13 protein-coding genes are annotated in these 12,642 nt (G+C 46.0%); 6 read left to right on the forward strand and 7 right to left on the reverse strand.

The annotated features are described in order from the left end of the window. Positions 1–21: 21 nt before the first annotated feature. The 5 genes from ACFS25_RS02305 to ACFS25_RS02325 form a co-directional block, all read right to left on the reverse strand. Complete coding sequence (locus ACFS25_RS02305) at positions 22–462, reverse strand: BLUF domain-containing protein (RefSeq protein WP_381496786.1); 441 nt, start codon at positions 460–462, stop codon at positions 22–24. 286 nt (positions 463–748) lie between these two features. Continuing rightward, positions 749–1,582 (reverse strand): polyprenol monophosphomannose synthase, encoded by an 834-nt coding sequence (locus tag ACFS25_RS02310; protein WP_381496787.1) that lies wholly within the window; start codon positions 1,580–1,582, stop codon positions 749–751. Positions 1,583–1,675: 93 nt separating this feature from the next. Beyond that, entirely contained in the window at positions 1,676–3,031 is a 1,356-nt protein-coding gene (hemG, locus tag ACFS25_RS02315; protein WP_381496788.1) for a protoporphyrinogen oxidase, read from the reverse strand. Beyond that, positions 3,028–3,402, reverse strand: a complete 375-nt coding sequence (locus ACFS25_RS02320) for a DUF4296 domain-containing protein (RefSeq protein ID WP_381496789.1) — start codon at positions 3,400–3,402, stop codon at positions 3,028–3,030. Before ACFS25_RS02320 ends, hemG begins: the two co-directional genes overlap by 4 nt. A gap of 416 nt (positions 3,403–3,818) precedes the next feature. Beyond that, positions 3,819–4,244, reverse strand: a complete 426-nt coding sequence (locus ACFS25_RS02325; RefSeq protein WP_381496790.1) for a response regulator transcription factor — start codon at positions 4,242–4,244, stop codon at positions 3,819–3,821. Positions 4,245–4,920: 676 nt separating this feature from the next. Between ACFS25_RS02325 and ACFS25_RS02330 the strand changes: the two genes are divergently transcribed. From ACFS25_RS02330 to ACFS25_RS02350, 5 genes are read left to right on the forward strand one after another with little or no spacing between them, the layout of a single operon-like run. Beyond that, positions 4,921–5,052, forward strand: a complete 132-nt coding sequence (locus tag ACFS25_RS02330) for a hypothetical protein (protein WP_381496791.1) — start codon at positions 4,921–4,923, stop codon at positions 5,050–5,052. 41 nt (positions 5,053–5,093) lie between these two features. Further along, positions 5,094–5,957: a DUF58 domain-containing protein gene (locus ACFS25_RS02335; protein ID WP_381496792.1), complete on the forward strand. Its 864-nt coding sequence runs from the start codon at positions 5,094–5,096 to the stop codon at positions 5,955–5,957. Further along, entirely contained in the window at positions 5,957–6,967 is a 1,011-nt protein-coding gene (locus ACFS25_RS02340; protein WP_381496793.1) for a hypothetical protein, read from the forward strand. Before ACFS25_RS02335 ends, ACFS25_RS02340 begins: the two co-directional genes overlap by 1 nt. A 4-nt stretch (positions 6,968–6,971) precedes the next feature. Then, entirely contained in the window at positions 6,972–8,057 is a 1,086-nt protein-coding gene (locus ACFS25_RS02345) for a VWA domain-containing protein (RefSeq protein WP_381496794.1), read from the forward strand. A 3-nt stretch (positions 8,058–8,060) separates the two neighbouring features. Further along, on the forward strand, positions 8,061–8,636 hold the full coding sequence (locus ACFS25_RS02350; RefSeq protein ID WP_381496795.1) for a ribonuclease HII: 576 nt from the start codon (positions 8,061–8,063) through the stop codon (positions 8,634–8,636). Between the two features lie 52 nt (positions 8,637–8,688). Here ACFS25_RS02350 and ACFS25_RS02355 read toward each other — a convergent pair whose 3' ends face one another. Next, a complete protein-coding gene (locus ACFS25_RS02355) occupies positions 8,689–9,210 on the reverse strand; it encodes a nuclear transport factor 2 family protein (protein WP_381496796.1) in 522 nt (173 codons plus the stop codon). A gap of 118 nt (positions 9,211–9,328) precedes the next feature. On the opposite strand from ACFS25_RS02355, the gene ACFS25_RS02360 reads away from it, so the two are divergent. Then, a complete protein-coding gene (locus tag ACFS25_RS02360) occupies positions 9,329–10,351 on the forward strand; it encodes an AraC family transcriptional regulator (protein WP_381496797.1) in 1,023 nt (340 codons plus the stop codon). Between the two features lie 71 nt (positions 10,352–10,422). Here ACFS25_RS02360 and ACFS25_RS02365 read toward each other — a convergent pair whose 3' ends face one another. Further along, positions 10,423–12,633 carry a 3-hydroxyacyl-CoA dehydrogenase NAD-binding domain-containing protein gene (locus tag ACFS25_RS02365; RefSeq protein WP_381496798.1) on the reverse strand — a complete coding sequence of 737 codons (2,211 nt, stop codon included), beginning with the start codon at positions 12,631–12,633 and terminating at the stop codon, positions 10,423–10,425. Positions 12,634–12,642 lie beyond the last annotated feature (9 nt).

Genomic DNA, 12,642 nt, shown 5'->3' on the forward strand with positions numbered 1-12,642 from the left:
ACCGTAGGTTACAAAAATTCATTAACTGTTATGAAACATTAGGTAGCTAGTATCTTTAAAAAAGTTTCTGATCAATTTTAAGACAATATGATCGCTGGTAGCCTCAGAAATACTCTTTTTCTGCTTAACTAGACTCATTAGCGTTGTAATCTCATCGAGCTGGTGAGTCGTCATCGTCTCATAACCCATCGCCCAGGATGAAAAAAGACGTTGAGTAATCGGACGACTCAATACTAAGGTAACATTCTTATGCCTGTAATCTTTTTCAATCCGTTTGTATAATCCTTCAACGACTGCTTTATTTCCTTCCAATGCTTGAATGATGCTTCCGTGGGCATAAAGTAAAACACCTGTAATATTTGCTGCGATATTATCCCGGCGACTTTGCAAAAGGAGGATAGAAAGATCTGCTTTTTCCAACGGTTCAACTGCGGAGCTGAGATAAACAATACAATGATCCATTTATAAAGTAAGAAGATCGTAAAGTTATTGTGTGGCTTCTCAACGACAAGCTAACATAATTCATCCATAAAAGCAGTTTTATTTAGATTAAGCTGCTTCATGATGTTCTATTCTTAAGGTGTAATTTGATAAGTTGATCAATTCAGAATTAGCTACCTGTTAATAAATTGGTAACTAAAAAGAGAAAAAACCCTAACTGATAGGGTATTATCTTCTGTCGTTTCTTGTTGTATGGCTGATTTCCTATAAGCCATAAGGTATACACAACTTTTACTCTGTAAAGCCTTTATATTGCATCAACCGGCTCTTCAACTTTTTTTGCCGTTTCCCGACGGGGAATATAGTGCCGGAAGAAGCTGCTGATTTTCATTTGTAACACGCCAAAGACGGCTTCTTTGAAAATCTTGGATGACATTTTAGAGACACCCCGTGTGCGGTCGGTAAATATAATTGGTACTTCCTGAATACGAAATCCGTATTTCCAGCATGTGAATTTCATTTCGATCTGGAAAGCATACCCCACAAACTTGATAGGATTATGCAGGATTACCTCCAATACCTCAGCTCTATAGCAAACGAATCCTGCAGTTGGGTCCATAATTGACATACCTGTAATGAAGCGAACATACACGCCAGCAAAGTATGACATCAGCACTCGCCCCATCGGCCAGTTGACCACGTTAACGCCCCGAATATAGCGCGAACCGACAGCTACATCGGCCCGAGACACGCCAGCCCCCCGGTTAGAACTATCGTCGGCGCATGCGTGGTAGAGTTTAATTAAGTCGTCGGGGTTATGCGAAAAATCGGCATCCATCTCAAAAAGATACTGATAACCCCGCGATAAAGCCCACTTAAAACCGTCTATATAAGCCGTGCCTAAGCCCAGCTTACCGCGACGTTCGAGCAAGTGGAGACGGGCTGTCGAACTACGAGAGGAAGAAGTACCAGTTAGAAACTCATTCTGTAAATCACGAACACGCTGAGCGGTGCCATCGGGCGAACCATCGTCTACAATAAGGACATCGAACGGATCTGGCAGGCTAAACACCCTTCGGATGATCGCTTCGATATTCTCGATTTCATTATAGGTTGGAATAACGACTAAGCGCTCTTTCACAGGCTATTGAGTAGGTTAATAAGGAGGTATTAGTATAACAGCAAAGTACTCCCTTTTTGTCTAAAAAAATCATTAAAAATTCTTAATCCGTAGCTAATTACTTAGTTGTTCGGCTAATTTTTTGGCTTTGCCAATACAGTCTGACAGTGACACCCCTCCATACCAATTGGCGCAGACAAACAACTGGTCGGCTTCGGCCGCTTTTAGAGGTTGTTTCACCGCAACAATATTAATGTCATACTGAGGAATGGCCCGCTCCCAACGATAAATAGCCCGGAAAACTGGCGTGGCTGCCGTAACACCAAAGCCCTCTGTTAATTCCTGATGAACATTATCTGCCAATACGTCATCGGGGAGTTGTGCGTTGCAGACTCCAGCCTGACCACCCACAAAAGTCGTAAAAAGCACTTCGTCAGTTGGACAACGGCCGTCAAAAATTGAACTGCTCCAAATATGTCCAGCAGCAAAACGGCCTTCAACTTTTGGATTTAACCCACCAAATCCGTTGAGCGGATGTCGAACATCAGCGCGTTTATACACAGAATGGACGGCTGTCATGGGCGGATAGGCAATATTGAGAAGTGTGCGGGCGAAGTCGGTATAGTGCAGCTCTACCAGACGGGCCGCTGCATCGGTACTGATAGCTAATACCAGTTTATCAACGAGTTGCGTACCTTCTTTTGTGTCAACTTGCCAGCCATTACTAGTTTGGCTAATACGCTCAACGGGGGTATTAAGTGAAAGGTTCGTTAGTTTGGCGGCTAAAGCGTCAGTCAACATTTGCACACCCTCCCGGAAACTAAACGACTGCCGACGGCCAGTAGTCGATTGGTTTTTAATCAGGCCGCGCAGTACCGAACCATACTCTTTTTCGTACCGGAGTAATACAGGAAATGTTTCAGAAACAAGAAGTTGCTCAGGGTCACCAGCATAAATGCCTGCTACAAACGGTCCTAAAGCATAATCCACAATCTCGCTGGAAAACCGACGTCGAAAAAACTGCGCCAATGTCTCACCCGGTGGGGAGATAGTCCGGTTATTTCGTTCGCGGAGTATAGCTAGTTTAGTCTTCCAGCTAAAAAAAGAGGATTCGCCAATATGACCAAATAAAAGAGAGAGCGGCCCCGAAGGTAATTGACGGTACTCTCCATCGCGAAAAATATAGCGGGCTTTACTCACCGGTTTGCTAAACGTCAGTTCAGGCGTCAGGCCGAGTTCATCGAGCCACAACAGCAAATCAGCATCGCCAAGGAGCGAGTTTGGACCAAGCTCGCATAGGTAACTACCCTCGTTTGGGTTGGCCGATGTGGCTGGCCCTTCTCGTCTCGATTTAATATAGCCGCCCGGTTGGTCGGTTGCTTCCCAGATATGATAATTAATGCCTCTCCGTTGTAGTTCGTAGGCCAGTGTCAGGCCCGAAATTCCCGCCCCGATGATGCCAATTGTCATGATTTCTTCTTACTTTTTGCGTCCACAGTTTTCTTCAATTTCTCGGTAACCTGCTGATAAATAGCTTCCATATTGGCCGGATGCGATGAATAGAAAATGTAGCTCTTACGATACACAGCGGTATCGACACCCATTTTTTTGAAAATTGTACCTTCCAGATGCTTGTAGGCAATATTCGATGAATCAATTGATCGTAAACTCAACCGGCTGACGCGGGCTTCGGCCATATGTATCTCTGTCAGAATATCGACCATCTGGTTTTCATTAAGCAGGTTGTCTGGGCGTTTGTTTTCGGGTGCGGTACAAGCTGCAACCAGCCAGCCAACTAGTAGCAGATTCCACAAATGCCGTTGAGATTGGTTTCGATGCATACACTTAAATGGGTAACTTCGTAAGTCAATCCCCATCGGCAAAGTTCGGGATTGGTTGTTAAAATAGGTTAAGTTGACATCGACATTAATAGCCGCAAACGGGTACTAACCCAATTGTAGGCCATGTCAAAAAATATAAGGAAGCGCTGAGGCCCATTAGTTCCCGTTAGTAAGCATGAATAGTAACACCACTTTATAAAATGGGATCTCTGAGCCTCACCATTAATAAGCCCGGCGACGATTAGGTGGCCGGGCTTGTTAATGGTTAAGAAAATTGTGAAATGGCTGCTGAATTGCGACTTGCTTAGTCTATGTGTGGAACGGTTTATTAGTCCGTCATACCTGAATCGATTGTATAGCGATTAGGGTAATGACAAAAAGAATTTTTTTTACGGTGTGTGGAGGTTACCTAGACGCTAACGGGAAGGTAAGTTCTCAATCGCGAATTTAGCTAAATCGGCTGCTGAGCCCAGCCCCAATTTACGGCCAATATTCATTTTGTGATTGTATACGGTGTGCGGGCTAACCTGCAATATCTCGGCAATTCTCGCCGGTTTGTTTCCTTCGGCAACTAGTCTCAACACACGTATTTCCTGGCGTCCCAAACAGGACAAGTCGACATTAATGTCTTCGGATATATACGATAAGAGGGGCGCTTGCCGGATTCGGCGCTCATCTTCATTAATAAGCTGTTCGCGAATCGCCCAAATATCGGGCTTGTCGGCTTGTCCGATTAGTGCGGTGATAATGGTTCGAAAGTAGGCCGCACAGGGCGGGTCTGAGTGCTCGTACCGCTGGTAACCGTCAAGTGCGGTTTTCAGGGCGAGTAAGCTTGAATTCAAAAGTGTTCTTAATGGCCTCATGGCATTGGGGGTTATGCCACGGCGTTGTATTTTAGCGCCGAGAACGATTTAGTATATTGCTTTACAGGCTCTACACGGAAGTTTTTCGGATCAAAGCATAGAGACTTTTTTTGTTGCTATGCTTTGATTTTGCTTAACGACTGCGCACAATCTCATTCATGACATTTACGATTTCTAGTTTCATTTTAGCCAGCTTGCCGATCATATTCACACATTAGCTAATCTGTTAAGAAGGGTCAGTATACCCCTTGTCTTGCTGAACCTTCTTAGTATTATCAATTTTGGTGATCGTCAGATTTTATGCGTTAATTCTCATGTATAAGCGTGAGATATGTTTCTTTGCCTGAAACCAACGTGTATCCATTTATATTTGGGACTGTCTTTGTTTTTCTGAGTCACAAATGTTGGTTCATCTCCCTAAATAGTATTGTGCGACAAATTCCCTTTTTGACGCTGAGTTCAATTTTGATGTCGCTTAGTAACAGCCTTTTTAGTGCTCACTTACTTTACGTTCATCGACTTGACTCTGGTCTATTTCGGTCTGTCAATTGTCAACTAAATAGGGCCCTTCCAGCTGAAACTTGATTCGAGAAGTAACAGCAGAGCCGACTACAACGTTGAATTACTCTCCAAAGGACATCCGCTTTATGATACGATGAATAGTCACATCGCTTGGTGTACCTTTGCTAGTCTACTGATGGACGGAGGAACGCGGATTAACACCTTCCCGGAAATTATGAAACGCCCTGGTATCGTCTCGACTTGCCTCGACGGTCAGGTACAGTAGAGTATCCAGATTTGGTTAAACTAGTATAACGCCTGTTTTACATGGATGAGTTTTTGGCCAAGCTCCGTAATTTCGATATTCGTATCCGCAAAGCGGTTAACTCGCAGATGCGTGGTAGTTTTCGATCCATATTTAAAGGAACGGGGCTGGAATTCAGCGATTTACGAACCTATCAATACGGTGATGATGTGCGGGCTATCGATTGGAACGTGTCGTCGAAAGGGCATGGTACATTCGTGAAAGTTTTCCGGGAAGAGAAAGACCAGACCGTTTTTTTTGTTGTCGATGTCAGCGCATCACAGCAGGTTGGCCCCCGCCATCGCGACAAATTGAAGGCCACCAAAGAGGTATGTGGCGTGTTGGCTCTATCAGCCATTCGCGAGGCCAGTCATGTGGGAATGTATTGCTTTTCGGACCAAAAGGAGAAATATATCAAACCGGGCAACGGTCTGAAAACGGGTTATCAGTTGATTATGAGTCTGCACAAGCTGCAACCCGAATCAGCCGGAACCAGTATTGCTGATGCCTTGCTATTTACGCTTAACGCACTCAAACGGCGGAGTGTCGTGATTTTGCTGTCAGATTTTATTGACCTGAGTTATGAGCACAACCTCAAAGCACTGGCAAAAAAACATGATTTGGTGGTGATTCATCTGTATGATCAGCGAGAGGTAGAGCTGCCTAAATTAGGAATTATTCCTGTTCATGATACGGAGACTGGGCGTAGTATATGGGTTAATACGTCTTCGGCCTCGTTTAGGAACAAGCTATACGACACGTTTCGGCAAAATCAACTGCGGCTCGAACGGCTTTGTAAGCAGTACAATGCCAATTATCTCGCGCTCGATTCGCAAGAAGATTTTGTGCCAAAACTTGTGGAATTGTTTAGGGTTAGAAAATATTAATGAAACCAGGCATCATTATTTTTCTTGTTTTTTTTAGCTTACTGACCGTTTCGGGCCAGGCGCAAATAACCTTGCAGCAATCACCAGTGCAACAGTCTCCATTGGGGGGGCACTTTCTGGTAGATAGCATTGAAATAGGTCGGCCTTTCCGGTATGCCCTGACGTATCGGCATTCTCCCACCACCGATGTTTTGTTTCCTGACACGGCCCGGCATTTTGCCCCTTATCGGGTACAGAAGGTGGCTGTGTTTGCGACAAAAACTAGTGGTACTGGACCAATGGCTATCAGCCGAGATAGTGCTGTTTACACCCTGGTGTCGTTCGAAACCGAGTCAATCCAGGCCTTGCGCGTACCAATTCGGGTAATCAACGACATTGACTGTACGGCGCAGTGGACCCAGACGGATACCGTTTTTCTGCGCTCGAAACTACCACGGGCTTTGCCCAATTCGCTTGCTCCTCAGTCGCATACACTCGCTACCGAAACAACTCTGGCCCCACTACAACAGCAATTCAACTATGTGTCACTAGCTATTGGATTTATAGGTATTGCTTTGATAATAAGCTTGTTGTATTTACTTTTTGGAAAACTGGCAAGGCGCCAATGGCGGCTCTATTTATTCAATCGACGTCATATCCGCTTCCTGCGTGAATACACATTGTTAAATGAGCGTATTAGTCCGTTTACGGCTGCTGAAACGGCCAATCAAGCCGTTGTTATGTGGAAAACGTATTTAGAGCAGTTAGATCCTCAGCCTTATATCTCACTAACCACACCCGAACTGGCCGACCGGCTCCGTGATCAGCGTGTAACGAACGCCCTTCGCGAAGCTGACCAGATGATTTATGGGGGTACATTTACACCCCAATCACAGGCCGCTCTGCAAGTTTTGAGTGATGTAGCTACGCAGATATACCTTCGTGGCCGGACAAATTTACTGCGTCCTGACAGTCAGAGGGATGAAATTATATCGCAGGCCAATTCGGCTGAACCATCTTCTTTATTCTGACTGCATGGAACCCTGGTATTCACTTCATTGGTTCAGCCGGGTGCAATGGCAGCAGTTTCAACTGGCGCATCCGTTAGCTCTGTGGTTAATTCCGGTTGTTTTGTTGCTGTTCTCTCTACGCTATTATTTGCATCGGAACGCACAACAGCGACTCAATATGTCGCTTGGGCAACTTGATTCACCCCGCGCTCATGGCCGGGCAGGACGCGTTCAAACTACATATTCGCTACTGAGTTTAGGTCGATATATGGTGCCGCTCAGTGTTTTCATTGGCATTGCTTGCTTGCTCGTTGCATTGGCCCGCCCGCAAATTATCCGTCAACAACGCAGTGAGCAATCAGAAGGCATTGATATTATGATGGCTATAGATGTGTCTGTCTCGATGAGTGAAACGGATTTGCCCCCTACGCGTCTGGCTGCAGCCCGGCGCGTAGCCCAGGCATTTGTGAACACACGTAAAAATGATCGTATTGGCTTAGTCGTTTTTGCGGGGGAAGCTTTTTCACTTTGCCCGCTTACGACAGATTATACATTGGTGAAACAGTACCTCAGCGATCTGAACGACCATATGATTCGTACCTCGGGAACCGCCATTGGCGACGCGCTGGCTCGGTGCATTAACCGAATGCGCGACCGGGTCGTTACGCAGACTGATACAGTCCGGCAAGATGCTGCCAAATGGCAACCAGAGCGTAGCAAGATTATTATTCTCTTGAGTGATGGCGATAATACTGCTGGAAATATTGATCCTCTTACGGCAGCGCGTCTGGCAAAGGCCTTCAATATTAAAGTCTACACCATCGCGGTTGGACGCCCAAACACATCGTCGTCCAAGGCCACTACGGTTGATGAAGGCGTTTTGAAAACCATTGCCACCATTGGGAACGGTAACTTTTTTCGGGCTACAGATACCGGGCGGTTACAGGCTGTTTTTGCGCAGATCAGCCGATTGGAAAAAGCGCCCATTCGTGTTCAGGTTTACGAAGATGTACGGGATTACTATCAGGTGTACATGTATTGGGGAATTACGTTCTTATTGACAGCCTTATTCCTGAAAAACACAATTTTTGGTAACGTGCTGGAGGATTGACAAATGTTGAAATCTTATTATAATGCTACGGCTATTGAAGCCGGTTTAGATGAAGTTGGTCGAGGCTGTCTGGCCGGACCAGTTGTGGCGGCTGCAGTTATTTTGCCGAAGAATTATACGCATCCGATTCTGAACGATTCCAAACAGTTATCTCGTCGGCAGCGGGAAATACTGAAAAAAGATATCGAACGCGACGCATTGGCCTGGGCCGTGGCCGACGTATCACACGAGGTTATTGACCAGATTAATATTTCAAAAGCTAGTTTTCTAGCTATGCATCAGGCCGTTGACGAGCTGGTAATAAAGCCAGAACATCTGTTGGTGGATGGTAATCGCTTTGTGCTGTATCCTATGATTCCACACACCTGCATCATTAAAGGTGATGCGCACTTTTTGTCTATTGCCGCAGCGTCGGTATTAGCTAAAACCTACCGGGACGATCTTATGGCAGAACTTGGACTAGAGTTTCCGGCTTATGGATGGGCACAAAACGTTGGCTACCCAACGCCTTTTCACCGGGAAGCAATTCGGCAGTTCGGCCCGACGAGATACCACCGGATGAGTTTTCGGCTACTATAAAAAAATCCCCACTACCGTTAGCAGGGACTTTTCAAGGATGGTTGAGGTAAGCTTACTTCAACCAGAAATTATCTTCCTGGGCTACATTGGCGGAGTAAACTTTAGCTTTGATAATCTGGCCTTTTTCTACAGTATACACGTCAATATTGTCTACGTCAAGTATGCCTCCGTTTGGCTGAACGGCTTTCCAGTGCACCAGACAAGCCACACTGTTGCCATTCGCCGTAAGCACTTTTACATCGGTCAGAGCGAGGCTGTTATCTGATACGTCAAACATACCGCCAACCATTTTAAAGACTTCAGTACTTGATTTTTTAGTCCCTGAAAAGCGGTTGCTTCCGGGTTGATCCCACTCCACATTCGGGTGGAGAGACGCGGCAAGTTTTGCCTGATTTCCTTGTTGAACAGCGGTTAAGAAATCACTGACGACTTGCATGGCTTGTGTTTCCATTGTTCTTGAGTTTGGTTGTTTATCGGTTTGATGACGACCTGTTTTATTCGAGTTTTCGGGGCCTATCTGCGTATTTGCTGAATGGCTCAGAGCGATAATGAGAGCGATTGCAATTGTTTTCATGGCGTTTTTTGACAAAGGTATTTGGGAGGGACACTACCCATTTTACCTTTGAACGCCAACCAATTACCACTTCACGTCAAGGTGAAAACGCGGTCAGATATTTCAGTAATTTTACTCTATGCAAGATTATCAGAAACGTTTGGCGCTTAATCTAATGGCTTACGCCGTGCAGAAGGACATTCAGTTAGAACAGCTAGGTAGCCTAGCCGGTATAGACCTGATTGAGGTAAAAAACGAAGCAAGTCCTCCTCTGACGACGAAACAAATCAATGATCTTTGGCTTAATGCTACTGAATTGAGCCATGATCCGTTGTTTGGTCTCCACTTTGGCGAATCGATGCAGGTCGCTGCGCTGGGGATAGTGGGCGAACTGATACGGCATAGTCGAACGATTGGTGAAGCTCTGACCCATGCGGCCACCTTTGCACATTTAATTACGGATGTGCTTACTATGGACGTGAACTCATCTGGTCAATCATTCGCTATTCGGTTCATTCCTGGTGTAAATAGTCAGGAGAAGTCTCCATTGGTATTTCGCCAGATGATGGACTTTTTTATGGCCTTTACTCTGCATGAAGTCGATGGGCTGATACTGAAAAAAATTCAACCAACCACCGTGAGAATTCCAGTTGAAACTTCAGCTTTGCCGGAATATGAACGCGTATTACGTTGCCTTTCTATCCAGAACGCGACTGATTACATGATGGAGTTCGATAGCCGGTACTGGGACGAGCCTATCCTGACGGCTGATTATGAACTACAAGCCGTGTTATTGCGGAAAGTAAGTGCGATGGATGAAGCTTATAGTAAGACAAAATTATTAAGCGAACGGATCAATAATTTCTTGTTGGCTAATGCTTATTTGGGACTGCCTACCCTCGATAGTATTGCGTCTAATCTGAATGTAAGCAGTCGTAGTCTGCAACGCAAACTCCAGGAGGAGGGCGTAACCTATCAGCAATTGTCAGATTCGACCCGTAAATCGTTGGCCCTGCACTATTTAGAATCCGGGCAATACCCAGTTAAAGAAGTGTCATACATCCTGGGATACAATGAGTTAAGTGCTTTCAATCGGGCATTTCGACGGTGGACGGGAACAACGCCAGTTAGTTATCAGAAAGGACAGTTGTCACCCTTATAGACAGAAGCAGCCTGATGCAATGACTGCATCAGGCTGCTTCTGTTTTAGACTTCAACCGAAAGCTAAAGAAATCACTTTATCAACTCCGGCTGTCCGGCCCGCTCGCGTAATTTTTCCGTTGGGCGGAAGCGTTCGCCGTATTGGTCGGCTAGCCGGTCCAGCGTTTTGACGAACGTTTCTATGCCCACAAAATCGACAAATGACAAGGTTCCACCTGTATAGGCGGGAAATCCCCAACCCAGAATTGACCCGAGGTTAGCGTCTAATTTTGTGCGTACCACATTCTCCTCAAAACAGCGTACCGCTTCAATGGCTTGCCGGTAAAGCAGGCGCGTTTTTACTTCGTCGAGCGTTGGTTGCTGCTCAGATCTTGGGAATAAATCTTGTAGACCGGGCCACAGTTGCTTAGTGCCGTCTACAGGATAATCATAAAAACCGGCTTTAGCTTTCTTGCCAGTCCGTCCGATATCAACGAATTTTTTGGCAACTTGATAACTCGTATCACCTTCATTAAGTACCCCGTCTTTGATGCTCTGACCAGCGATTTTATAAACTAAATCAAGAGCAACTTCGTCTGTAACGGCAAGCGGTCCTACTGGCATCCCGGCATCTTTCCCCCCGTTTTCAATCAGAATTGGGTTAACGCCATCTTTCAACAATTCCATCCCCTCCGCCGAATACGTCCCGAAACAACGCGAGGTGTAGAAACCACGCGAGTCATTGACGACGATGGGCGTTTTGCGAATCTTTCGGGTGAAATCAATAGCTACGGCAAGAGCATAATCGGAAGTTTGCTTGCCCATGATAATTTCCACAAGCATCATCTTGTCCACCGGCGAAAAGAAATGAATACCGATGAAGTTTTCTGGTTTAGCTGTTGCCTGCGCTAGGCTGCTAATGGGCAGCGTAGATGTATTGGACGCAAAAATGCCCCCGGCTGGATGGCTCCCGGCTGGATGGCCCCCGACTGGATGGTCCTCGGCTGGATGACTATTAGAGACCAGCATCGGTTCTGCCTCTTTGGTAACCTGCGCTTTCAGATCACGGTTTTCGAAGACAGCTTCAATAATGAGGTCACAACCTTGCAAATCCTGAACATCGGCGGTGGGTTTGATGAGGTTAAGAATACCGTCCACCTTTAGCGGGTCCACTTTGCCACGCTCAACTCCCTTTTGGAGTAAACTACGCGTGTAGTCTTTTCCTTTCTCGGCCGCTTCGACCGACACATCTTTCAGCACAACATCAATACCTGCCTGTGCTGATACATAGGCGATGCCCGCACCCATCATCCCCGCGCCCAAAATGCCGAGTTTTTTTACGTCGGTTTTAGGTTGATCTTTTGGGCGGCTAGCGCCTTTATTTGCTTCATTCATACCCAGAAACATAGTCTGGATAAGGTTTTTAGCGACTTTTGATGTGGCTACTTTTACAAAGTGTCTCGCTTCAATAATTAAACCACGGTCAATGTTAACCTGCAACCCTTCATATAAGCAGGCCATAATTTCGAGCGGAGCGGGGTAATTACCTTTGGTTTTATTCATCAGCATGGCCGCTCCTACACCAAAGGTCTGTGCACCTACAGCACTTTGAACAATACCACCAGGGATATTGAAATTGTCTTTTCCAACAATTTTGCCCGTCTTGCGATCGACCTCATCCCACGGCTTAATGGGTTTCGGATTAGCCGCAATCCAGGCGCGGGCTTTGTCCAGCATGTCGGCTGGAGTGTCTGCTATATCGTCAACCATACCCAGATTTTTGGCTTCCTGAACGCCCACTTTTTTGCCTTCGACCAGTAAGGGTAACGCGGCCTGAATGCCGATCATGCGGGGTAACCGCTGCGTACCGCCCCCGCCCGGCAATAGCCCGATGGTCACTTCGACTAAGCCAATCAGGGTTTTAGGATTGTTTAGAGCCACACGGTGATGGCAAGCCAAACAGATTTCGTAACCGCCACCAAGGGCTGTACCATTAATGGCCGCTACAGTTGGCTTACCCGATGTTTCAATACTGCGGAATACACGGTTCAGCTCCGATGAAACCTTCAGCATTTCGGCTGGGTCTTTGTCATTGTTGCGCAGAATCATTTTTAAATCGGCCCCAGCTACAAACTCAGGTTTAGCTGAGGTGATAATTATTCCTGTAACTGACTCATCCGCAAAAGCTTTCTGCAAGGCAACTTCAAATTGAGGTATCGATTCGTCGTTAAGAACGTTCATGGGAGCCGTAGTCATCTCCCACGAAATGACGGCTATATTTTGGTCGACGTTGTAGTTTATCATCTTTGGTGA

It is taken from the genome of Spirosoma flavum (genome assembly GCF_042686045.1).
In the GTDB taxonomy this organism is placed as follows: domain Bacteria; phylum Bacteroidota; class Bacteroidia; order Cytophagales; family Spirosomataceae; genus Spirosoma; species Spirosoma flavum.

Bases quoted from the DNA above. Each gene is read 5' to 3' on its own strand.
- ACFS25_RS02360 (WP_381496797.1), top strand. From the start codon at position 9,329: ATGCAAGATTATCAGAAACGTTTGGCGCTTAATCTAATGGCTTACGCC.
- ACFS25_RS02320 (WP_381496789.1), bottom strand. From the start codon at position 3,402: ATGCATCGAAACCAATCTCAACGGCATTTGTGGAATCTGCTACTAGTT.
- ACFS25_RS02335 (WP_381496792.1), top strand. From the start codon at position 5,094: ATGGATGAGTTTTTGGCCAAGCTCCGTAATTTCGATATTCGTATCCGC.
- ACFS25_RS02345 (WP_381496794.1), top strand. From the start codon at position 6,972: ATGGAACCCTGGTATTCACTTCATTGGTTCAGCCGGGTGCAATGGCAG.
- ACFS25_RS02365 (WP_381496798.1), bottom strand. From the start codon at position 12,633: ATGATAAACTACAACGTCGACCAAAATATAGCCGTCATTTCGTGGGAG.
- ACFS25_RS02330 (WP_381496791.1), top strand. From the start codon at position 4,921: ATGAATAGTCACATCGCTTGGTGTACCTTTGCTAGTCTACTGATGGAC.
- ACFS25_RS02350 (WP_381496795.1), top strand. From the start codon at position 8,061: ATGTTGAAATCTTATTATAATGCTACGGCTATTGAAGCCGGTTTAGAT.
- ACFS25_RS02305 (WP_381496786.1), bottom strand. From the start codon at position 462: ATGGATCATTGTATTGTTTATCTCAGCTCCGCAGTTGAACCGTTGGAA.
- ACFS25_RS02355 (WP_381496796.1), bottom strand. From the start codon at position 9,210: ATGAAAACAATTGCAATCGCTCTCATTATCGCTCTGAGCCATTCAGCA.
- hemG (WP_381496788.1), bottom strand. From the start codon at position 3,031: ATGACAATTGGCATCATCGGGGCGGGAATTTCGGGCCTGACACTGGCC.
- ACFS25_RS02340 (WP_381496793.1), top strand. From the start codon at position 5,957: ATGAAACCAGGCATCATTATTTTTCTTGTTTTTTTTAGCTTACTGACC.